General features: G+C 67.4%; 19 protein-coding genes. 7 read left to right on the top strand and 12 right to left on the bottom strand.

Annotated elements, in window-relative coordinates:
* The first annotated feature begins 10 nt into the window (after window positions 1-10).
* Complete coding sequence (locus NO360_RS03170) at window positions 11-316, top strand: hypothetical protein (RefSeq protein WP_256305962.1); 306 nt, start codon at window positions 11-13, stop codon at window positions 314-316.
* 15 nt (window positions 317-331) lie between these two features.
* Here NO360_RS03170 and NO360_RS03165 read toward each other — a convergent pair whose 3' ends face one another.
* From NO360_RS03165 to NO360_RS03125, 9 genes are all read right to left on the bottom strand, one after another.
* On the bottom strand, window positions 332-1,153 hold the full coding sequence (locus NO360_RS03165) for a mycofactocin-coupled SDR family oxidoreductase (protein ID WP_256305961.1): 822 nt from the start codon (window positions 1,151-1,153) through the stop codon (window positions 332-334).
* A 25-nt stretch (window positions 1,154-1,178) separates the two neighbouring features.
* Window positions 1,179-2,000: a mycofactocin-coupled SDR family oxidoreductase gene (locus tag NO360_RS03160; RefSeq protein ID WP_256305960.1), complete on the bottom strand. Its 822-nt coding sequence runs from the start codon at window positions 1,998-2,000 to the stop codon at window positions 1,179-1,181.
* Window positions 2,001-2,012: 12 nt separating this feature from the next.
* Entirely contained in the window at window positions 2,013-2,831 is an 819-nt protein-coding gene (locus NO360_RS03155; RefSeq protein WP_256305958.1) for a mycofactocin-coupled SDR family oxidoreductase, read from the bottom strand.
* A 19-nt stretch (window positions 2,832-2,850) separates the two neighbouring features.
* Entirely contained in the window at window positions 2,851-3,672 is an 822-nt protein-coding gene (locus NO360_RS03150; RefSeq protein ID WP_256305957.1) for a mycofactocin-coupled SDR family oxidoreductase, read from the bottom strand.
* 31 nt (window positions 3,673-3,703) lie between these two features.
* A complete protein-coding gene (locus NO360_RS03145; protein WP_256305956.1) occupies window positions 3,704-4,525 on the bottom strand; it encodes a mycofactocin-coupled SDR family oxidoreductase in 822 nt (273 codons plus the stop codon).
* Between the two features lie 18 nt (window positions 4,526-4,543).
* Complete coding sequence (locus NO360_RS03140; RefSeq protein WP_256305955.1) at window positions 4,544-5,368, bottom strand: SDR family NAD(P)-dependent oxidoreductase; 825 nt, start codon at window positions 5,366-5,368, stop codon at window positions 4,544-4,546.
* A 4-nt stretch (window positions 5,369-5,372) separates the two neighbouring features.
* Complete coding sequence (locus tag NO360_RS03135) at window positions 5,373-6,194, bottom strand: mycofactocin-coupled SDR family oxidoreductase (RefSeq protein ID WP_256305954.1); 822 nt, start codon at window positions 6,192-6,194, stop codon at window positions 5,373-5,375.
* 187 nt (window positions 6,195-6,381) lie between these two features.
* Window positions 6,382-7,479 carry a magnesium chelatase ATPase subunit I gene (locus NO360_RS03130; RefSeq protein ID WP_256305952.1) on the bottom strand — a complete coding sequence of 366 codons (1,098 nt, stop codon included), beginning with the start codon at window positions 7,477-7,479 and terminating at the stop codon, window positions 6,382-6,384.
* 118 nt (window positions 7,480-7,597) lie between these two features.
* On the bottom strand, window positions 7,598-9,643 hold the full coding sequence (locus tag NO360_RS03125; protein WP_256305950.1) for a VWA domain-containing protein: 2,046 nt from the start codon (window positions 9,641-9,643) through the stop codon (window positions 7,598-7,600).
* Between the two features lie 120 nt (window positions 9,644-9,763).
* On the opposite strand from NO360_RS03125, the gene NO360_RS03120 reads away from it, so the two are divergent.
* The 6 genes from NO360_RS03120 (at window position 9,764) to NO360_RS03095 (ending at window position 16,213) form a co-directional block, all read left to right on the top strand.
* On the top strand, window positions 9,764-11,704 hold the full coding sequence (locus tag NO360_RS03120; protein WP_256305949.1) for an oxidoreductase: 1,941 nt from the start codon (window positions 9,764-9,766) through the stop codon (window positions 11,702-11,704).
* The gene (locus NO360_RS03115) at window positions 11,701-12,849 is read left to right on the top strand and encodes an electron transfer flavoprotein subunit alpha/FixB family protein (RefSeq protein WP_256305947.1); all 1,149 of its coding nucleotides are present in this window, start codon (window positions 11,701-11,703) and stop codon (window positions 12,847-12,849) included. The genes NO360_RS03120 and NO360_RS03115 overlap by 4 nt, the downstream gene beginning before the upstream one ends.
* Complete coding sequence (locus NO360_RS03110) at window positions 12,846-14,159, top strand: FAD-dependent oxidoreductase (protein WP_256305946.1); 1,314 nt, start codon at window positions 12,846-12,848, stop codon at window positions 14,157-14,159. Before NO360_RS03115 ends, NO360_RS03110 begins: the two co-directional genes overlap by 4 nt.
* Before the next feature lie 100 nt (window positions 14,160-14,259).
* Window positions 14,260-14,550 carry a ferredoxin family protein gene (locus NO360_RS03105; protein ID WP_256305945.1) on the top strand — a complete coding sequence of 97 codons (291 nt, stop codon included), beginning with the start codon at window positions 14,260-14,262 and terminating at the stop codon, window positions 14,548-14,550.
* 2 nt (window positions 14,551-14,552) lie between these two features.
* Window positions 14,553-15,353 carry an SDR family NAD(P)-dependent oxidoreductase gene (locus NO360_RS03100; RefSeq protein WP_256305944.1) on the top strand — a complete coding sequence of 267 codons (801 nt, stop codon included), beginning with the start codon at window positions 14,553-14,555 and terminating at the stop codon, window positions 15,351-15,353.
* Window positions 15,350-16,213, top strand: a complete 864-nt coding sequence (locus tag NO360_RS03095; protein WP_256305943.1) for a hypothetical protein — start codon at window positions 15,350-15,352, stop codon at window positions 16,211-16,213. The genes NO360_RS03100 and NO360_RS03095 overlap by 4 nt, the downstream gene beginning before the upstream one ends.
* Before the next feature lie 40 nt (window positions 16,214-16,253).
* Here NO360_RS03095 and mftF read toward each other — a convergent pair whose 3' ends face one another.
* Genes mftF through mftB2 form a run of 3 tightly spaced genes read right to left on the bottom strand, consistent with a single transcriptional unit; the run spans window position 16,254 to window position 19,879 of the window.
* Complete coding sequence (gene mftF, locus NO360_RS03090; protein ID WP_256305941.1) at window positions 16,254-18,680, bottom strand: mycofactocin biosynthesis glycosyltransferase MftF; 2,427 nt, start codon at window positions 18,678-18,680, stop codon at window positions 16,254-16,256.
* A 7-nt stretch (window positions 18,681-18,687) separates the two neighbouring features.
* The gene (gene mftC / locus NO360_RS03085; protein ID WP_256305939.1) at window positions 18,688-19,647 is read right to left on the bottom strand and encodes a mycofactocin radical SAM maturase; all 960 of its coding nucleotides are present in this window, start codon (window positions 19,645-19,647) and stop codon (window positions 18,688-18,690) included.
* Window positions 19,637-19,879 (bottom strand): mycofactocin biosynthesis chaperone MftB2, encoded by a 243-nt coding sequence (gene mftB2, locus NO360_RS03080; protein WP_256305938.1) that lies wholly within the window; start codon window positions 19,877-19,879, stop codon window positions 19,637-19,639. Before mftB2 ends, mftC begins: the two co-directional genes overlap by 11 nt.
* Window position 19,880: the final 1 nt, after the last annotated feature.

The following is a 19,880-nucleotide window of genomic DNA, read 5'->3' as shown; positions in this document are numbered from 1 at the left end:
GGAGGGTACGATGGCAACGCTCGGCTCGCTCGTCGTCTTCGCGCTCGTGGGGCTCTTCGCCGTGAACGCGATCCCGCACTTCGTCCGCGGGATCACCGGCCAGCGCCATATGACGCCGTTCGGATCGCAGTCGAGCGCCGTCGTCAACGTCCTCTGGGGCGGTGCCAACGCCGCCGTCGCGGGCGTACTGGCCTGGGCGTTTCGAGACGCTATCGACGCGAGCACGCTCGCCGTCGCGTTCGTCGCGGGGATGGGGCTGGCCGTCGGCCTGGCGTCGTTCTGGAGTCGGAGCGATCCGACGTTGCCCTGGGAGTGAAAAGAACCGCGGTCGCTACTTTATCGTCGCGCCGGCGTCGACCGGGAGCGCGATCCCGGTGACGTAGCGGGCGGCGTCGCTGGAGAGCCACATATACGCCTCGCTGATGTCGTCGGGTTCGAGCATCTCGCCCGGGTCGAGCACGTTCAACGGGCCGCTGAGCGCCCCGATCTCCTCGAAGACCTCCTCGCCGTAGGCCTCGACCAACCCCACGTTCCCGGGCGTGTCGACCGCCGTCGGGCAGACGGCGTTGACGTTGACGTCGTACTCGGCGAGTTCCAGCGCCAGCGTCTTGGTCAGCCCGAGCACGCCGTGCTTTCCGGCCACGTAGTGCCCGAAGCTGGGAATCCCGACCAGACCGGCCGTCGAGGAGGTGGAGACGATTTTCCCGCCGTCGCCGCGGTCGATGAAGTGCTTGCCGACGTGTTTCGAGGGCAACCAGACGCCCTTCAGCAACGTGTCGATCACGTCGTCCCACATCGTCTCGTCCATCTCCACCGCGTCCGACGGCGGCCAGAAGCCGGCGTTGTTCGCGAGGAAGTCGATGCGGCCGAACTCGTCGAGGGCTTCCTCGACGGCGGCTTCGACCTGGGCCTCCTCGCGGACGTCCATCTCGATCGCGAGCGACTCTTGGCCCGCGTCCTCGACGAGTCCCGCGGTTTCGTCGAGTTCGTCCGCGGTTCCGAGGTCGTAGGGAACGGTGTCGACGTTGTGGCCGATATCGGTGACGACGACGTCCGCGCCGTGTTTCGCGTAGTGCTGTGCGTGCGTGCGCCCCTGTCCGTGCGCGGCCCCGGTGACGAAGGCCACCTTGCCGCTGAAGTCGTATTCTGGCATCGTTGTTCGGTCGTGCGTGGATTGGTTACTTCGCGAGCATTCCGGCGTCGACCGGGAGTCCGATCCCGGTGACGTAGCGTGCGGCGTCGCTGGAGAGCCACATGTACGCCTCGCTGATGTCTCTCGATTCGATCATTCCGCCGTCGCCGAAGATGTTCCACGGTCCGGTCATATCCGTGGCCGCTTCGAGGGCCTCCGAGCCGTAGGCTTCCGTCACGCCCGTGATCATCGGGGTGTCGACCCCCGTCGGGCAGACGGCGTTGACGTTGACGTCGTACTCGGCGAGTTCCAGCGCCAGCGTCTTCGTGAGACCGAGCACGCCGTGCTTCGCGGCGATGTAGTGGCCCGATCCGGGCCCGGCGACCTTGCCGTAGATCGAGGAGGTGGAGACGATTTTCCCGCCGTCGCCGCGGTCGATGAAGTGCTTGCCGACGTGCTTCGAGGCGAGCCACACGCCCTTCAGGTTCGTATCGAGCATCTCGTCCCACATCGCCTCGTCCATCTCGACGAGGTCACAGAAGTGTGCGATCCCGGCGTTGTTCGCGAGGATGTCGATGCGGCCGAACTCGTCGAGCGCCTCGTCGACCGCGGCTTCGACCTGGGTCTCGTCGCGCACGTCCATCTGGATGGCCAGCGCGTCCTGTCCCTCGTCTTCGATCAGACCGACCGTCTCGTCGAGTTCCGCCGTCGTGCCGAGGTCGTACGGGACCGTTTCCATATTCTCGCCGATGTCGGTGACGACGACGTCCGCGCCGTGTTTCGCGTAGTGCTGTGCGTGCGATCGTCCCTGCCCGTGCGCGGCGCCGGTGACGAACGCCACCTTGCCGCTGAAGTCGTATTCTACCATCGTCCTGTCTCGTTATTTCGCGGTGAATCCCGCGTCCACTTTGAGTGTCGTTCCGGTGACGTAGCGAGCGGCGTCGCTGGAGAGCCACATATACGCCTCGCTGATGTCCGATGCGTCGATCATCTCACCGTCTATCACGTTCCACGGGCCGGTCATCGCGCCCATCTCCTCCATCGTCTCCTCGCCGTAGGCTTCCAGCATCCCCGTCACGAGCGGGGTGTCGACGCCCGTGGGTGCGACGCTGTTGACGTTGACGTCGTACTCCGCAAGTTCGAGTGCGAGGGTCTTCGTGAGTCCGATCACGCCGTGTTTGGCGGCGACGTAGTGGCCGCCACCCGGAATGCCGGTGAAGCCGGCGGTCGAGGCGGTGTTGACGATCTTGCCGCCGTCGCCGCGGTCGATGAAGTGCTTGCCGACGTGCTTCGCGCAGAGCCAGACGCCTTTGAGATTGGTATCGACGAGCTCGTCCCACTGCTGCTCGCCCATCTCGGTCAGGTCGGCCATGTTCCAGATCCCGGCGTTGTTCGCGAGGATGTCGATGCGGCCGAACTCGTCGATCGCTTCCTCGACGGCGGCCTCGACCTGGGCCTCGTCGCGAACGTCCACGTCGATCGCGAGCGCGTTCTGCCCCTCCGCCTCGACCTGTTCGGCGGTCCCTTCGAGTTCCTCGCGAGTCCCGAGACTGTACGGGTTCGAGTCGATGTCTCCGCAGATGTCGGTGACGACGACGTCAGCGCCGTGCTTCGCGTAGTGTACCGCGTGCGATTCGCCCTGGCCGTGTGCGGCGCCGGTGACGAACGCCACCTTGCCGCCGAAGTCGTATGTTACCATTGGTGTCTCCGTTGGCGGTTCATTTCGCGAGGAACCCGGCGTCGACCGGGAGATAGATTCCCGTGACGTAGCGTGCGGCGTCGCTGGAGAGCCACATGTACGCCTCGCTGATGTCCGATGCGTCGATCATTCCGCCGTCGCCGAAGACGTTCCACGGCCCGGTCAGTTCGGCCATCTCGCCCAGCGTCTCCTCGCCGTAGGCCTCGGTGAAGCCCGAGATCATCGGGGTGTCGATCCCCGTCGGCCCGATACAGTTGACGTTGACGTCGTACTCGGCGAGTTCCAGCGCCAGCGTCTTGGTGAGGCCCAGCACGCCGTGCTTCGCGGAGACGTAATGGCCCTGTCCGGGGAGTCCGATCGCCCCGGCCGTCGAGGAGGTGGAGACGATCTTGCCGCCGTCGCCGCGATCGATGAAGTGCTTACCGACGTGTTTCGCACAGAGCCAGACGCCCTTGAGGTTCGTGTCGATCATCTCGTCCCACATCGCCTCGTCCATCTCCGTCGCGTCCGACAGCGAACCGATCCCGGCGTTGTTCGCGAGGAAGTCGATGCGGCCGAACTCGTCGAGGGCTTCCCCGACGGCGGCTTCGACCTCGGCTTCCTCGCGCACGTCCATCTCGATCGCGAGGGCCTCCTGACCCTCTGATTCGACGAGTCCCGCGGTCTCGTTGAGTTCGTCCGCGGTTCCGAGGTCGTAGGGAACGGTGTCGACGTTGTGGCCGATATCGGTGACGACGACGTCGGCGCCGTGTCTGGCGTAGTGCTGTGCGTGCGACCGCCCCTGGCCGTGTGCGGCCCCGGTGACGAACGCCACCTTGCCGCTGAAGTCGTATTCTACCATTTTCCTGTGTCTCGTTCCGGTTTTCCTGTCGTTACTTCGCGGTCGCCCCGGCGTCGACGGGTAATGCGATCCCGGTGACGTAGCGTGCGGCGTCGCTGGAGAGCCACATATACGCCTCGCTGATGTCTTCGGAGTCGATCATCTCGCCCGGTTCGAAGACGTTCATCGGACCGATCAACTCGCCCATCTCTTCGAGCATCTCCGGGCCGTACGATTCGATGTAGTTCTGCATTCCCGGGCTATCGAGCGCCGTCGGACAGACGGCGTTGACGTTGACGTCGTACTCGGCGAGTTCCAGCGCCAGCGTCTTCGTCAGTCCGATCACGCCGTGCTTGCCGGCGACGTAGTGACCGGCGCCGGGCGCGCCGACCAGGCCGGCCGTCGAGGAGGTCGAGACGATCTTGCCGCCGTCGCCGCGGTCGATGAAATGTTGCCCGACGTGCTTCGAACACAACCACACCCCTTTCAGGATCGTGTCGACGACGACGTCCCACATCGCCTCGTCCATCTCCGTCATATCCGCGGCCGGCCAAATCCCGGCGTTGTTCGCGAGGAAGTCGATGCGGCCGAACTCGTCGAGCGCCTCCTCGACGGCGGCTTCGACCTGGTCTTCCTCGCGGACGTCCAGCTGTATGGCGAGCGCTTCCTGCCCCTCGTCCTCGACGATGTCGGCCGTTTCCTCCAGTTCCTCGGTCGTCCCCATATCGTAGGGAACGGAATCGAGGTTGTGGCCGACGTCAGTGACGACGACGTCGGCGCCGTGTTTCGCGTAGTGCTGTGCGTGCGACCGTCCCTGGCCGTGTGCGGCCCCGGTGACGAACGCGACCTTGCCGCTGAAGTCGTATTCTGGCATCGTTCTGTGTTGTTCGTTTCATTTCGCCGTGAACCCGGCATCGACCGGGAGGGTGATCCCGGTGACGTAACGGGCGGCGTCGCTGGAGAGCCACATGTAGGCGTCCGTGATCGACTGTGCGTCCTGCATCCCCTCCTCGTCGAACACGTTCCACGGGCCGGAGAGCGCCTGCGACTCGGCGAGCATCTCCTCGCCGTAGGCCTCCATTATCCCGGTGACCATCGGGGTGTCGACCCCGCCCGGGGCGACCGCGTTGACGTTGACGTCGTACTCGGCGAGTTCGAGCGCCAGCGTCTTCGTCAACCCGCGGACGCCCCACTTCGCGGAGACGTAGTGGGCGTTGCCGAGCGGGATCCCAGTCATTCCCGACACTGAGGCGGTGTTGACGATCTTGCCGCCGTCGCCGCGGTCGATGAAGTGCTTGCCGACGTGTTTCGCGCAGAGCCAGATCCCCTTCAGGTTGGTCCCCAGGAGTTCGTCCCACATCCGCTCGTCGAGTTCGACCGCGTCGGCGAACGACTCGATCCCGGCGTTGTTCGCGAGGATGTCGATCTTCCCGAACTCGTCGACTGCCGCCTCGACGGCCGCCGCGACCTCGGCCTCCTCGGAGACGTCGGCTTTGACCGTCAGCGCTTCCTGACCGTGTTCACGAACCGCCTCGGCGGTCGCCTCGAGTTCGTCGTCGGTCCCGAGGTCGTACGGGACCGTCTCCTTGTTCTCTCCGAGGTCGAGCGCCACGACGTCTGCGCCGTGCCGTGCGTACTCGACCGCGTGCGATTCGCCCTGGCCGTGTGCGGCCCCGGTGACGAACGCCACCTTGCCGTCGAAGTCGTATTCTGGCATCGTCTCACTTTGCGGTCATTCCTGCGTCGACCGGAAGCGCTATGCCGGTGACGTAGCGAGCGGCGTCGCTGGAGAGCCACATATACGCCTCGCTGATGTCTTCGGAGTCGATCATCTCGACGCCCTCGAAGACGCTCCACGGGCCGCTGAACGCACCCATCTCTTCCATCATCTCCTCGCCGTAGGCCTCGGAGAACCCCGCGATCATCTGGGTGTGGACGCCGGTCGGGCAGACGGCGTTGACGTTGACGTCGTACTCGGCGAGTTCGAGCGCCAGCGTCTTCGTCAGTCCGATCACGCCGTGTTTCGTCGCCACGTAGTGGCCCGCCGAGGGAGTCCCGACGAGTCCGGCGGCCGACGACGTGGAGACGATTTTCCCGCCGTCGCCGCGGTCGATGAAGTGCTTGCCGACGTGTTTCGCACAGAGCCAGACGCCCTTGAGGTTCGTGTCGATCATCTCGTCCCACTGCTGCTCGGGCATCTCCGTCATATCGGCGGCGTTGAAGATCCCGGCGTTGTTCGCAAGGATGTCGATGCGACCGAACTCGTCGAGCGCCTCCTCGACGGCCGCCTCGACCTCGGCTTCCTCGCGTACGTCCATCTCGACGGTGAGGGCTTCCTGTCCCTCCGCCTCGACGAGGCTGGCCGTCTCCGCGAGATCGTCGCTTGTGCTGAGGTCGTACGGGTTCGTCTCGACGTTGTGGGCGATGTCGGTGACGACGACGTCGGCACCGTGTCTGGCGTAGTGCTGTGCGTGCGACCGTCCCTGGCCCCGTCCGCCGCCGGTGACGAACGCGACCTGGCCCTCGAAATCGTATGCTGGCATAGGTTTCACCGGGGACTGATCGTCTGGCGACGTATCTATCCCCAAAGTAGATTATGATTTTCAGATGTTATAAGAATGTGGGATAGCTAACCATTACCGCGGCGATGAAACCCACGCCCCGGCGGTCGAATACGACCGAGCGGCCGGACGGACGAGAATGTGTAACTGCAACTAGAACTGCGGGCGATCACTCCCAGTCTTCCAGACCGAGTTCGCGCCGAACGTCGTGGAACGCGGTCATCACGTCCGTTTCCTCCTCTTCGAAGGGGAGCCGCTGCAGGCGGTGCTGTAGCGCCAGCCGCGCCACGCGACGGACCGTCGAAGGCGACACCGTGGAGTCGCCTTCGAGGGCGGCCAGGGTTCGCGCCGCCCGCCGAAGCGTGATGTCGCCTCGATGGCCGTCGACGTCGAGTTCGATGTTCACTCCCGCGATCAGCCTCGCGACGTCGTCGCCGAGCGTCACGTCCGCCAACCGCTCGCCGGCCGCGACGATGTCCGCGCGGAGTGCCGTCTGTTGGTCCTCGTAGCCCTCGCGGAAGGCTTCGGGATCGGCGTCGAACGCGGCGCGTCGGCGACTGATCTCCACGCGGTCGTCCACCTCGCTCACCCCCTCGACGTCGACGACGAGGCCGAACCGATCCAGCAGCTGCGGGCGCAGGTCGCCCTCCTCGGGGTTCATCGTGCCGACCAGGATGAACTCGGCGGGGTGACGGAACGACACGCCCTCGCGTTCGACGATGTTCTCGCCCATCGCCGCGGCGTCTAAGAGGACGTCGACGATGTGGTCGTCGAGGAGGTTCACCTCGTCGACGTAGAGGACGTTCCGGTTCGCCTCCGCGAGGATCCCCGGCTCGAAGTCGCGCTCGCCCTCCTGGACCGCGCGTTCGAGGTCGATGCTGCCGACGACGCGGTCCTCGGAGGCGTTCAGCGGGAGGTCCACGACGCGCATCCGGCGCTCCTCGGTGGGCAACTCCTCGCCGCGCTCGGTCCGATCGCGACACTCTGCACACATCCGGTCGTGGTCGTGGGGCGGACACCCGTAGGGGCAGTCGGCGACCACCTCCCGGGACGGAAGGACGTCGGCGAGCGCTCGGACGGCGGTCGACTTCGCCGTCCCGCGCTCCCCGCGAATCAGCACGCCGCCGATGTCCGGGTTGATGGCGTTGAGGAGGAGCGCGCGCTTCATTTCCCCCTGATCGACGATGGCCGTGAAGGGGAACGTCCGGTTCGTCGACTGTGCCTCGATCTCCGCGGTCTCGGGTCCGTTCGTCTCTCTGTTTGTCATCAGTTACGGCCTCCAGTGACTCGCTGCGCGCTCCGGTTCGGCACGGCTCTTCGGGTCCGGCCCCGTGCGCCGAACGGGAATCGCCTCGCGTCCGACGACCGGACGCCCCGGGACCGGGTCACGCCGTCTGTCCCTCCTCGTCGCGGTCGGTCGGAAGCGTCGCCTCGCGGGGGAGTTCGACCAGCGGGAGGTAGTCGGCCCCCATCGTCTCGGCGAACGTCTGGTTCCGTTCGAACCGCTTGCGCTTCATCCGCCGGGCCTTCCGGTCGGTCCAGATCTCGTCTGGCGTGGTATCGAGTTCGTAGCCGGTGTCCACGAAGACCGACGGGATGTCGTGTTCGTCGAACAGCGCTGCCGCGCGGAACGCGTCCGCTTTCGCGTCCCCGTCCTCGCGGTACGCGATGTTCGACTGTCCGTCCGACAGCAGGACGACCAGCGGGTAGAGGTCCTGATCGCGCCGCCGCTCCCGTTGTACCAGCTGATAGGCCTCGACCAGCCCGTGGGCCAGCGGCGTGTTTCCACCGACAGTCAGCCCCGAAACGGCGGCTCTGGCCATCCGGTGGTTCCGCGTCGGTTCGACGAGCGTGAAGGCGTCCTCGCCGCGGAAGACGACGACCGCCACCCGGTCGCGGGCCCGGTAGGCGTCCTCGACGAGCGAGAGCAGCCCCCGTTTGGTCTCCATCATCTGCCGGCCGCTCATCACGCTTCCGCTGGCGTCGACGACGAACACCACGAGCGACCTGGCGGTGCGTTCGCGGAGCTTCTGTCTGAGGTCCCGTGGTTCGATCTCGATCCCGGAGGGACGCGCGTTCGCGTCCCCCTCGTCGGCCGTGCCCGCTTCGTCGGCCGCTCGACCCGCGGCCCGTCGTTTCTGATGCGGTGCCGCCGCGCGGACGGTCGCGTCGATGGCGACGTCGTCGACGTCCTCTTGCTGCCGCGATCGAACGTACCGACCGCTCCTGACGTCGACCCGAGAGGGCGTCCGACGAGCGAGGTCGTCCCGCATCGTGCGGTCTTTGGGCGGATCGATCGCCGTCGGATCCACGCCGTAGGAGTCCTCCCCTTCGACGATGGGGATCCCGCCGCCTTCGGTGTCGACGTCCTCGTCGCCGTCCGCTTCGCTGTCCTCGTCGTCGTCGCCCTCCGCGTCCTCCTCGTCGCTCCCGGTGGCGAGCGCGCCATCGCCGAACGTCATCTCGCCGACGCCCTCCACGCGGTGGGGGAACGCGAAATACTGCGCCTCCGCCACGTGGGCGGAGTCGACGGCCGCCGCGCCGTCGAGAGCGGCGATTCCGCGAGCGACGCGCTCGACGGCGATGTCGGCTCGCATCCCGTGCGCGCGCTGTCGAAGCGCCTCGTAGGAGGCGTCGTGGAGCAATTCCTCGTCGATCTCGACGGCTTCGACCCGCTCGCGGGCCTCCCGGATCCGCGCCCGCAGTTCGCGTTGTTCGTCGCGAAATTCGCGGCGAAAGCCGTCCGGATCGGCGTCGAACCGTTCGCGACGGTCGGCGATTTCGATCCGTTCGTCGGGATCGTCGACCGCCGTGAGATCGACCACGATGTCGAATCGATCCAGCAGTTGCGGCCTGAGTCCTCCCTCCTCGGGGTTCATCGTGCCGACCAGCACGAAGTCCGCCGGGTGGCGGAGGGAGACGCCCTCGCGTTCGACGACGTTCTCGCCCATCGCCGCGGCGTCTAAGAGGACGTCGACGATGTGGTCGTCGAGGAGGTTCACCTCGTCGACGTAGAGGACGTTCCGGTTCGCCTCCGCGAGGATCCCCGGCTCGAAGCGGGCGGTCCCCTCGCTGACGGCCGACTGGAGGTCGATGCTGCCGACGACGCGGTCTTCGGAGGCGTTCAGCGGAAGGTCCACGACGCGCATTTCGCGTCGTTCGGTGGGCAACTCCTCGCCCCGCTCGACGCGTTCGCGACACGTCTCGCACATCCGTTCGACGTCGTCCGGCGGACACCCGTAGGGGCAGTCGGTCACGACCTCGCGCTCGGGGAGAACCTCCGCGAGCGCGCGAACGGCGGTCGATTTCCCCGTGCCGCGTTCCCCGCGGAGCAGGACACCGCTGACGGTCGGGTTCACGACGTTGACCAGGAGCGCGCGCTTCATCGCGGCCTGGTCGACGATCGCTGCAAAGGGGTACCCCGAATTCATCCCAATAATACAGTCAAGATGTGAGAGCATAAACAAGTACCGCCGGCAGCCGTGTCACGGGAGACACATATTTATCTTCGCTCCCGATAGAATATGATAGATCCCGACGATCGTTAGACTATGTCAGAAATGCTGTTCACCCCCCGTCGAATCGGATCGGTGACCGTTCCCAATCGGACGGTCTTTCTCGCCCACGAGACCGGGTTCGCGGAGGACGGTCTGCCGACGGAGCGCGACGCGGCGTACTACGAGGCCCGGGCCCGCGGGGGCGTCGGCCTCATCATCGGACCGTCGAGTATGCTGGTCCATCCGAGCGCTTCCAATCCGATGTACGCCTCCGGGTACGATCCCGACGTCGTTCCACGCCTGAAAATGATATCCGCCGCCTGTCATAAACACGGAACGAAGGTGTTCGCGCAACTGCAGCATACCGGCGGCGAGGACTCGGGCGAACACGCGATGCGCGAGACGTGGGCACCCTCGGCGGTCCCCTCCGAGTACGGGTACGAGATGCCCAAGCGGATGGAACAGGCGGACATCGAGGAGGTCATCCTCGGCTTCGCGAAGACCGCAGAACACGTTCAGGAGGGCGGACTCGACGGGATCGAACTCAAGGCCGGTCACGACGGGATCCTCCGGCAGTTCATCTCGCCGAAGTACAACACTCGCTCGGACAGGTACGGCGGGTCGATCGACAACCGGGTCCGGTTGGTGAACGAAGTCGTCGAGGCGATCCGCGACCGCGTGGGCGAGGACTTCCCGGTCGGCATCCGCCTGACACTCGACGAGATGGAAGACGGCGGCTACGACTACGACTACGCCGTCGAGGTGATCCGCCGCCTCCACCCCAGCCTGGACTTCCTGGACTCCGACATCGCCACGATCTCGAAGCTCCACATCACGGACGCCCCGATGCACGCGCCCCTGGGATACACCGCCGAATACTACGGCGCGGCGCGGGAACTCTTGGACGTACCGGTGATCGCGGCCGGCCGTATCAACGACCTCACGAAGGCCAACGACGTGCTGGAGGCGGGCGACGCGGACTTCGTCGGGATGTGCCGGCAACTCATCTGCGACGCCGACACCGTCCGCAAGGTCCGTCGCGGCGAGGACGAAGAGGTGACCCACTGCATCGCGTGCAACCAGAACTGCCTCGGCGGGATCCACACGAACGGTCACGTCGGCTGCATTCAGACGCCCCGGTCGGGCCGCGAGACGGCCATCCCCCACATCGAGGACCTCGATTCGGCCCCGGACCCGAGAGAGGTGTTAGTCGTCGGGGGCGGTCCCGCCGGACTCTCCTTCGCGGTCACGGCGGCCGACTTCGGGCACGACGTGACGATCCGCGAGAAGGAGTCCGAACTCGGCGGGCAGTCGAACATCGCGACCCAGGTCGACTCCCGCCGGGAGTTCGGCGACGCCGTCCGGAACCTCCGCAACCAACTCGACAACCGCGACGTGACCGTCGAGACGGACACCGAAGTCGAAGCCGGAGACCTCGCCGGCGAGTCGTGGGACGACATCGTGATCGCGATCGGGGCTACCGAGCGAGCGCCAGACCTCGCGGGTCCCGACGTCCACCGCTCCTGGGACGTGCTCCGCGGGGAGGCGGTCGGCGACAGGGTGATCGTCTTCGACAACAACAAACACGCCGCGGGCGTCGGCGTCGCGGAGTACCTCCTCGACAAACAGGACTGCGAGGTGACCTTCGTCACGACCTCGTATCACCCCGGCGATCAACTCGAAGGCACGAACGTCCCGCCGTTCCTGGAGACGCTGTACGAGAACGACGTCGACATCGAGACCCACACCACGATCATCGGTTTCGAGGACGGCGCCGCGCAGTTGCTCAACGTCTACTCCGAAGAGATGACGACGAGACCCGCGGACTCGCTCGTGGTCGCGGAGCGCCGGCGCGCCCGTAACGGGCTCGCCGAAGCGATCCGCGAGCGGGGCGTCGACGGGGCGGTCCACCGGATCGGCGACTGCGTCGCTCCGAGGCTGATAGACAAGGCGATCTACGACGGCGAGATGCTCGCACGGGAGCTTTCGGCATGACGGGGTCGATCGTCGTTGTCCCGGGCTCCGAGGAGACGGTGCTGTTCGAGGAGGCCCACCGCGTCGCGGCCGAACTGTCCGGGGCGGACGGGACCTCCCCGCGAGTCGTCGGCGTCGCGTTCGACGGGCTCACCGCACCGGCGGCTCTGTCGCCGGGAGCCCCGGACGAGGTCGTCCACGTCCTCCGCGAGGACGGGGAGGCGTTCCGCGCCGGCGCGGCGGGCGTCCGAGCACGCGCGACCGCGCTCGCGGCGGCCGTCTCCGAGCCGCGGGTCGTGCTCCTTCCGGACACGCCCGACGGGACGGATCTCGCCGCGGCGACGTCGCGGGCCCTCCGCGGCGGGTGCGTCACCGACTGCCTCCTCCGGGTCCGCGACGGCGAACTCACCGCCGGGCGGCCGGCCTACGGCGGCCGGGCGTACGCCGAACTCGGCTTCGAGGGCGGCCCGCCGGTGGTGACGCTGAACACGGAGGCACTGGGGACCCCGGAGACCGCGCCGAGCGGTTCCCCGTCGGTCCGCTCCGTGGAAGTCGGTATCGAAGACGACGACCGGGTGCGGCACGTCGAGACGGTCGACGTCCCCGAGTCGGACCTCGCGAAGGCGCGCCGGATCGTCGCCGGCGGCTTCGGCCTCGGCGGCCCGGACGGCTTCCAGGTCGTCGACGACCTGGCCGACGCGCTGGGGGCGGCCGTCGGGGCGTCGCGGCCGCCGTCGGACGAGGGATGGGTCCCCTACGACCGCCAGATCGGCGTCACGGGCAAGGAGATCGACGTGGAACTGTACGTTCCGATGGCCATCTCCGGCGATTCGTATCATATGCGCTCGGTGAACGCCGACACCCTCGTGGCGATCAACGCCGACCCCGACGCGCGGATCTTCAACTTCGCGGACATCGGTATCGTCGGCGACGCGTTCGAACACGGACCGGCCCTGGCCGAGGCAATCCGCGCCGCCAAAGACGAGCGGACGGACGGGCAGAGTGCCGAAGGTGAGCAGAATACCGAAGACGAGCAGACTGCTGAAGGCGAGCAGACTGCTGAAGATGAACACGACGACGAAAACGGGCAGGACGAGGAGCGGTCGACGGCCGAAGCGACCGCCGACGGGGAGTCCGACGCCGACGGACCGGAGGTGACAGAATGACGGCCGTCGACTTCGACGTGGTCGTCGTCGGTGCCGGTCGGGCCGGGACGGCCGCCGCCTACAAACTCGCGACCGAGGGCTTCGACGTCGCACTCGTCGATCGGGCCAAGCAACCGGGAATGAAGAACGTCACCGGCGGCGTGCTCTACGGGAGCATTCTGGCGGACCTCGTCCCGGAGTTCCCGGAGGAGGCACCCCTGGAGCGACACGTCATCGAACACAACATCAAACTGCTCCACGGCGACGCCGAGGTCTCGATCGGCTACCGCGACCTCGAACTCCGCGAGGAACCGAACTACACGCTGATGCTCGGGAAGTTCGATCGCTGGTTCGTCGACCGCGCCGTCGACGAGGGGGCGGTGTTCCTGCCGGAGACGACGGTGCGAGACGTGAGCCAGGAGGCCGACCGCGCGGTCGTCCACACGGACCGCGAGAACGGGGACCTGGCCTGTCACGCGGTCGTCGGTGCCGATGGGGTGAACACGACCGTCGGGCGGAAGACCGGAATCCAGCGGACGATGCGCAACGAGGACATGGCGCTGTCGGTGAAGAAGGTCCTCGACGTCGGCCGGGAGACGATCAACGAGCGGTTCACCCTCGACAGCGACGAGGGCGCGGCCTACATCTACACGGGCTACCCCGAGGGCGCGCCCACCATCGGCTACTTCATCTACACGTTCGAGGAGTACATCTCCGTGGGTGCGGTCGGGGGCCTAGAGACCTTACGGTGGCTCGGCGAGGAAGGCTACGGCGGTTCGGGAACGCCGCTTTACGGCCTCTTAGAGGAGTTTATGGAACTCGACACGGTCCGGCCGTACGTGCAGGGCGACGCCCTCGAGGAGTACCAGGGCATCCTGGTGCCCGAACACGACTACGATTCGCTCCCGGACAGATACGACGGCCGGGTGGCGCTCGTCGGCGACGCGGCCGGGCTCGTCCTGAACAAGGGCTACACGTTCCGGGGGCTGGATTACGGCATCAAGAGCGGCCTCCTCGCCGCCGAGTCGGCGATCGAACGGTCGCGAGACGGAAACTGGGACGCCTTCGGCGAGCACTACGACCGGAAGTTGGAGGACTCCTACGTCCTGCAAGATATGAAACAGCACCGCAACCTGCCGAAGTTCCTGAAGAACGAGCGGATGTACGGGGCCTATCCCGGCATCGCCACGGAGACGTTGCGCGGGATGTACTCGGCGGCGAGCGACGCGGAGGGGCTCACCTGGAAGCAGGCCTACCGCGCGTTCCGCCGGAGCGATGCCGGCGTCGTCGACCTATTGAAGGACGGCTACAGGGGGTTCCGATCGCTGTGAGTCCCGAAGTGACCCAAAGAGCAAAGCCGTCAGATGCCGATCACTCAATACAGATGCGTTCACAAATGACACGACAGACGAAATCCCTCGGGAGAGAGCGATGAGCGTTCAGGACAGTCTGGAGACGGTCAACTGGGACGTCAGCGAGGAGGCCCACATCACCGTCGACAACGAACGCTGCGAGAGTTGCGAGGACAAGCCCTGTCTCCACCTCTGTCCGGCGGAGTGCTTCGACTACCAGGAAGACCAGCAGGGCGGCATCTACTTCGCGTACGAGCCCTGCGTCGAGTGCGGCGCGTGTATGGTCTTCTGCGCGAACGACCCCGAGAAGGGCGCGGTCTCCTGGTCGAAGTCGGAGGGCGGCAAGGGCGTCGAGTTCGACTTCGGGTGACGATGCGCCTCGACAACCGAACGGCCGTCGTGACCGGTGGTGCGAGCGGGATCGGCGCGGCAACGTGCCGCACGCTGGCCGAGCGCGGGGCCGACGTCGTCGTCGCCGATCTCGACAGCGAGGCGGCCGCGGCGACCGCCGCGGAGATCGAATCCGAGACCGGCGCGGACGCCGGTCGAGCCGCCGCCGTCGAGGCGGACGTGAGCGACGAGGACGCCGTCGAGGCGATGATCGAACACGCCGAACGCGAGTTCGACCGCGTGGACGTGCTGGTCAACAACGCCGCCGTCGCCTCCCGGGAGGCCGACGGTCCGATCACGGAGGTGACCGACGAGGCCTACGAGTTCCTGACCGGCGTCAACCTCCGCGGCCCGATGTACGCCTGCAAGCACGCGATCCCGGCGATGCGGGACACCGGCGACGGCAGCGGCGTCGTCGTCAACAACGCCTCCGTCGCGGCGCTCGTCGCCGAACCGGAGATGGACGTCTACACCGCGACCAAGGGGGCGCTCGTGTCGCTCACGCGCTCGCTCGCCGTCGAGTACGCGCCTGAAATCCGGGTGAACGTGGTCTGTCCAGGGGTCGTCGAAACGCCGATGCTCGAGGCGGCGCTCGACGACACCGACGGCGGCGAGGGGTCGACCGGTGGGCAGGAAACGCTCGAACGGATGATCGAGGACACGCCGCTCGGGACGGCCGCGCCCGAAGACGTCGCGCGCGCCGTGGCGTTTCTGGCGTCCGACGACGCGGCCGCGATCACCGGCGCGACGCTCCCGGTCGACGGGGGGTACACGGCGCGATGAGAGCGCTCGTCACCGCACGCCCCGAACCGCACCGCGTCGTCGACGACGACGGCAACGCCGAACCGTACCGCCGGCAGCTCAGCATCGACGACCGCGTCGCCCTCGAGGCCGCACTCGACGCCGCCGACGAGGTGCTCGCCGTCGGCGTCGGCGGCGACGCCGCGAAGCGGTGCGTCCGCTCGGCGCTGGAGCGCGGCGCCGACCGGGGACTTCACGTCGCGTTCGACCCGATCGAGGGGATCGCGAGCGAGAAGTTCGCCGCCGCGCTCGCCCGCGTCGCGGCCCGCGAGTCGCCGACGGCCGTGTTCGTCGGCGAATCCGACTCGTTCGCCGGATCGGAGGTCGCCGGACTCGCCGCGGCCCGACTGGACTGGCCGAGCGTCACTCGGATCACGGCCCTCGATCCGGACGATCTCGCCGTCGAGGCCGACGTCGATCTCGAAGCGAGCGAACTCCCGGTCCAGCGGAAGCTCGCGATCGGGCGTCAGGAGGTCGTCGTCACGGCGCTCCCGGCGGTGCTGGGCGTCGACTCCGGGTTCACCGACCCCGATCGGGCATCGTTAGATACCGCGATCGCCGGGCGGAGAGCGACCATCGAAACGCTCGAACTGACGAACGTCGTGCCCGGCGAAACCCGGTTCTCGATGAGCATCGGCAACGCGACGGTCGAAACTGTCAGGCCGAACGAGCGCTGGGGTCGCGGGCGCCCGCCGCGGTCGGAGACGGTCGAAGAGCGGATCTACCGGATGCTCGGCCGGGGAGGCGGCGGGACGAAGAGCGCCGGCGAGCGGATCGACGCGCCCCCCGACGCGGCGGCCGAGCGCGTCGTCGCGTTCCTCGAGGAGAAGGAACTGCTCTGACGGTCGGACTCCCGCTCCGTGCTCCCGCCTCCCACACACGTCAGTCCGTTCTGCGTTGGTCGGCGGTTCCCCTTTGGCCGACAGTTCTGCCCCGCTTCGGGGTCGGCTTTTGCGCTCTGAGAACCGCCCGTCCGTTCGGTAGCTCCCGGACCGTCTCGACCCGGAAGCCACAGTCTCGAAGGGTGCGCCGGACGGCGTCGGGATCCTGATCGCGGTCGTCCAACAACCCCGGGTGCACCTCGCAGTAGACGAGGCGACACGCCGGCGCTGTCAGCGTGGCGACCAGTCCGGCGACGACGTCTGCCTCCGCGCCCTCGACGTCGATCTTCACGACCGTCGGTTGCGGGCTCTCTCCCGAGGCCAAAAGCGAGTCCCCCGTCACGACGGCCGTGTCGACGAGCGAGGCCTCAGCCACGCCCCTGCTCTGCTTCCGCCCCACCTGTCGAGGTGTCCGCTTCGACCCGCCATCGACTTCCGCCTCGTTCTCAGCTTCCGCCCCCTTCGCCGAGGATCGGGCGGCGTCGAGAAGCGTCGGGGTCCCCGTCCCGGGCGGCTCCTCCGAACCGGTGAGCGCGCCCCGTCGGTTGCGTCGCCCCAGGGCTCGACGTATCACGCGCGCCGCGACGCCGTTCGCCGCGAGGTTCTCTTCGAGGCGCGCGGCGTTTTTCGGATGCGGTTCGACGGAGACGACGGTGCCGTCCGCGAGCGCCCGGCCGACGAGGCAACTGTAGAGACCCACGTTCGCGCCGACGTCGAGGAACACGTCGCCCGGCTCCAATCGCGCGAGGAGGTCCGCCAGGACGGCACGCTCGCCGCGGAGTCCCTCGTCCCCGAACCACCACTTCTCGGTGCTCGATGCGACGCGGAACCGCGCCGTGGCGCCCTCGACAGTGACGGTCCGCGTCGGCTCCGTGTCGTCATCCGCGCCCATCGCGGCGGACAGTCTTGCTCCCGGGCCCACCAGCCGAAACCGCGCGTCCGGGCGGACGTGGGCGATCGTCCGGTAGGTGAACGCGCCGCGATAGAGCCCGTACTGGTACCCGAAGTGGTCGGCGAGGTAGTACAGTCCGTATCCCCCGAGCGTGGCGTCCGGCGCGTGGACGCGGTACTCGACCGCCACGGGCAGCCCGACCGCGACTACGACAGCCGCCAGTGTCCCCACGCCGACCGCCGTCGCGCCGGCCCCCCAGGCGAGGCCGCCCACGAGCGCGATGGGAACGGCGTAGTACCGCGTCACTTCGCGCGCGACGGTGTAACTCGACGACACCACTTCTCTCCCCCAACTCCTCGCCACGTCGCGGACAGAGAGGGTGGCGGGAAGGCGGGCGTAGCGTCGCCACATCCGTCGACCCCGGATCCCGGCCAGCGCGACGGCCAGCCCGCCGGCAGCGACGATGCCACCGGCGGCCATCGGTCCGCGTCCGAGAACGCCGACGAGGAGGAGCGCGGACAGGAGCAGTGCCGTCGTCGGGATCCCGACCCGCTGTCCCTCGTCGCGTCCGTGTTCACGCGCGAGCAGCGCCTCCGAGGACGCGTAGGTCGCCCGTCGCGCGGCGACCGAGCCCAAATCCGTCCGGTAGACGTGCTCGACGACCCCCGTCGGTGTGTAGACGACGTCGAACCCGGCTTTCACCGCTCGCCAACAGACGTCGACGTCCTCCGCTACGTCGCGGGCCGGGAACGGGACCGCGTCGAACACCCGGCGGCGGCCGACGAGGTTCGCCGTCGGGAGGTACGGCGTGGCCCCGGCGGGGTCGATTCGGGACGCGTACGCGCCCATATCGAGCGAGGAGTTGATCCCCTCGTACGCGCTCGCAGCGCTCTCGCCGGCGGGGCGGATCCGCCCGCCGACGACGTCGTTGGCGGTGAGACACGGCACGAGCTCGGAAAGCCACTCGGGGCGCGGTCTGCAGTCCGCGTCGGTGAAGGCGATCACGTCGTGTGCCGCCGCCTCGACGCCGCGGTTCCGGGACGCACCGATCCCGATGGGCTCGTCCGGACTGCCGACCGAGACCACGCGCGCTCGACCGGCAGCGGCGAGTTCGTGGCCCTTGATCATCGCTTTCGTCTCGTCCGTGGACCCGTCGTCGACGACGACGACCTCGTAGGACGGATAGCGAAGTTCCCCGAGGGCGTCGAGACACCGTTCGAGATGCGCGCGGTCGTTCCGGACGGTCACGACGACGGACACCGGCGGTCGGAACTCCGGGTCCCGCGTCGGCCGCCACTCCAGGAAGCCCCGGTCGTGTAACCGTTCGAACAGCCGTTCGACCGCCGCGACGTCGTACTCCCCGGAGGCCGCGACGGTCCCGGGAGCACGAAAGTCCTCGTCGTCGAGCGCTCCGAACAGGTCAGCGGCGGTGTCGTTGAGTCGCGTCACGACCAGCGGCCGTCGCGACACGAGCAGGTCGCCGACCAACCGCGCCGTGTCCCGACGACGGTACTCGCCGACTCCCCGATCCGACATCGCCGGATCAGTCACCCGAGAGGATCGCCCGCAACTGCGGGTCTTCGCCGTTCGGGTCCGCGCTCCCCATCGCGACGGCCGGACAGCCTTCGTGGTCGTCGATCCGGCTTCGGAGGTTCGCGATCTCGTTCCAGGCGGCCTGGAAGCCGTCGTCGATGACGTTGCCGGATGAGAGATGTTCCCACTGGGTGAACGCGCAGGGGTAGACGTCTCCCACCGGATCCACGAGGCAGGTCATCGAGCCCGCGCCGCACTGTTTGAGCGTGTTGTTGCGGACCTCTCCCAACGCGTTCAGGTAGAAGAACGAATCGCCCGTTCTGACGTCCGGGTGCTCGTCGATCCAGCCGTGGAGAAACCGGATCTGCTCCTCGCGGAGGCGGAGTTCGTCCCAGGTATCTTCGCCGCGACCGCTCGGCCGGAAGCGGTTCAGCCTGAGCCCCGCGCCGTGTGCGGTCGCCAGTTCGTATATCTCGGGGAGGTCCTCGACGTTCTGTCGGGTAACGACCGTGTTGACCGTCGTTCCGATGTCCCGATCTTCGAGTCGCGAGACCGCGTCGACGACCTGGTCGAAGACGCCGTCACCCCGAATTGCGTCGTTGTCGGCGCGGAGTCCGTCCATACTCACCTGGAGGAAGAGCGGGTCCATCGCCTCCAGTCGATCGAGTGTCGACTCGTCCAGTTGCGTGCCGTTGGTGCTCACACACGTCGAGATGTCGCGGTCGGTGAGTTCCTCGAGCAGTTCGAGCATATCTGGGCGGACGAACGGTTCCCCGCCGCCGATGTTGACCTGAAAGACGTCCATCTCGTCGAGTTCCGCGATGAACGACTTCGCTTCGGCCGTCGTGAGCTCGTCGGGCATCTGATGGCCGGGACCGCTCCCCGACAGACAGTGGTCGCAGTGGAGGTTACAGCCCAGCGTAACTTCCCAGGTGATCGTCACCGGCGCGGAAAGAGGCTCACTCCCCATCGGTGAGAACCCCGCGTTCGAGCAGCGACTCGACGACCGGAGGCGAGAACTTCGATTCGACGGCGTCTCGCGATTTCCCGTCGCCGACGAATTCCAGGGCATCGATAACGGTGTCGCTGACGGCGTACATCGAGGCGTCCTCGTAGCCGTAATTCTCGTGGTCGTAGACGAGGCCCCCGTCCGCCTCGCGGCGGAACTTGATGTGAGAGGGCTTCGAGACTGTCGTCGGCATC

The organism is Halobellus litoreus, assembly GCF_024464595.1.
GTDB lineage: Archaea > Halobacteriota > Halobacteria > Halobacteriales > Haloferacaceae > Haloquadratum > Haloquadratum litoreum.
This window is presented reverse-complemented; position numbering and strand designations above follow the sequence as displayed.

Excerpts from the sequence above, each read along its gene's own strand:
- NO360_RS03170 (WP_256305962.1), top strand. The coding sequence starts at position 11 with ATGGCAACGCTCGGCTCGCTCGTCGTCTTCGCGCTCGTGGGGCTCTTC.
- NO360_RS03165 (WP_256305961.1), bottom strand. The coding sequence starts at position 1,153 with ATGCCAGAATACGACTTCAGCGGCAAGGTGGCCTTCGTCACCGGGGCC.
- NO360_RS03160 (WP_256305960.1), bottom strand. The coding sequence starts at position 2,000 with ATGGTAGAATACGACTTCAGCGGCAAGGTGGCGTTCGTCACCGGCGCC.
- NO360_RS03155 (WP_256305958.1), bottom strand. The coding sequence starts at position 2,831 with ATGGTAACATACGACTTCGGCGGCAAGGTGGCGTTCGTCACCGGCGCC.
- NO360_RS03150 (WP_256305957.1), bottom strand. The coding sequence starts at position 3,672 with ATGGTAGAATACGACTTCAGCGGCAAGGTGGCGTTCGTCACCGGGGCC.
- NO360_RS03145 (WP_256305956.1), bottom strand. The coding sequence starts at position 4,525 with ATGCCAGAATACGACTTCAGCGGCAAGGTCGCGTTCGTCACCGGGGCC.
- NO360_RS03140 (WP_256305955.1), bottom strand. The coding sequence starts at position 5,368 with ATGCCAGAATACGACTTCGACGGCAAGGTGGCGTTCGTCACCGGGGCC.
- NO360_RS03135 (WP_256305954.1), bottom strand. The coding sequence starts at position 6,194 with ATGCCAGCATACGATTTCGAGGGCCAGGTCGCGTTCGTCACCGGCGGC.
- NO360_RS03130 (WP_256305952.1), bottom strand. The coding sequence starts at position 7,479 with ATGACAAACAGAGAGACGAACGGACCCGAGACCGCGGAGATCGAGGCA.
- NO360_RS03125 (WP_256305950.1), bottom strand. The coding sequence starts at position 9,643 with ATGAATTCGGGGTACCCCTTTGCAGCGATCGTCGACCAGGCCGCGATG.
- NO360_RS03120 (WP_256305949.1), top strand. The coding sequence starts at position 9,764 with ATGTCAGAAATGCTGTTCACCCCCCGTCGAATCGGATCGGTGACCGTT.
- NO360_RS03115 (WP_256305947.1), top strand. The coding sequence starts at position 11,701 with ATGACGGGGTCGATCGTCGTTGTCCCGGGCTCCGAGGAGACGGTGCTG.
- NO360_RS03110 (WP_256305946.1), top strand. The coding sequence starts at position 12,846 with ATGACGGCCGTCGACTTCGACGTGGTCGTCGTCGGTGCCGGTCGGGCC.
- NO360_RS03105 (WP_256305945.1), top strand. The coding sequence starts at position 14,260 with ATGAGCGTTCAGGACAGTCTGGAGACGGTCAACTGGGACGTCAGCGAG.
- NO360_RS03100 (WP_256305944.1), top strand. The coding sequence starts at position 14,553 with ATGCGCCTCGACAACCGAACGGCCGTCGTGACCGGTGGTGCGAGCGGG.
- NO360_RS03095 (WP_256305943.1), top strand. The coding sequence starts at position 15,350 with ATGAGAGCGCTCGTCACCGCACGCCCCGAACCGCACCGCGTCGTCGAC.
- mftF (WP_256305941.1), bottom strand. The coding sequence starts at position 18,680 with ATGTCGGATCGGGGAGTCGGCGAGTACCGTCGTCGGGACACGGCGCGG.
- mftC (WP_256305939.1), bottom strand. The coding sequence starts at position 19,647 with ATGGGGAGTGAGCCTCTTTCCGCGCCGGTGACGATCACCTGGGAAGTT.
- mftB2 (WP_256305938.1), bottom strand. The coding sequence starts at position 19,879 with ATGCCGACGACAGTCTCGAAGCCCTCTCACATCAAGTTCCGCCGCGAG.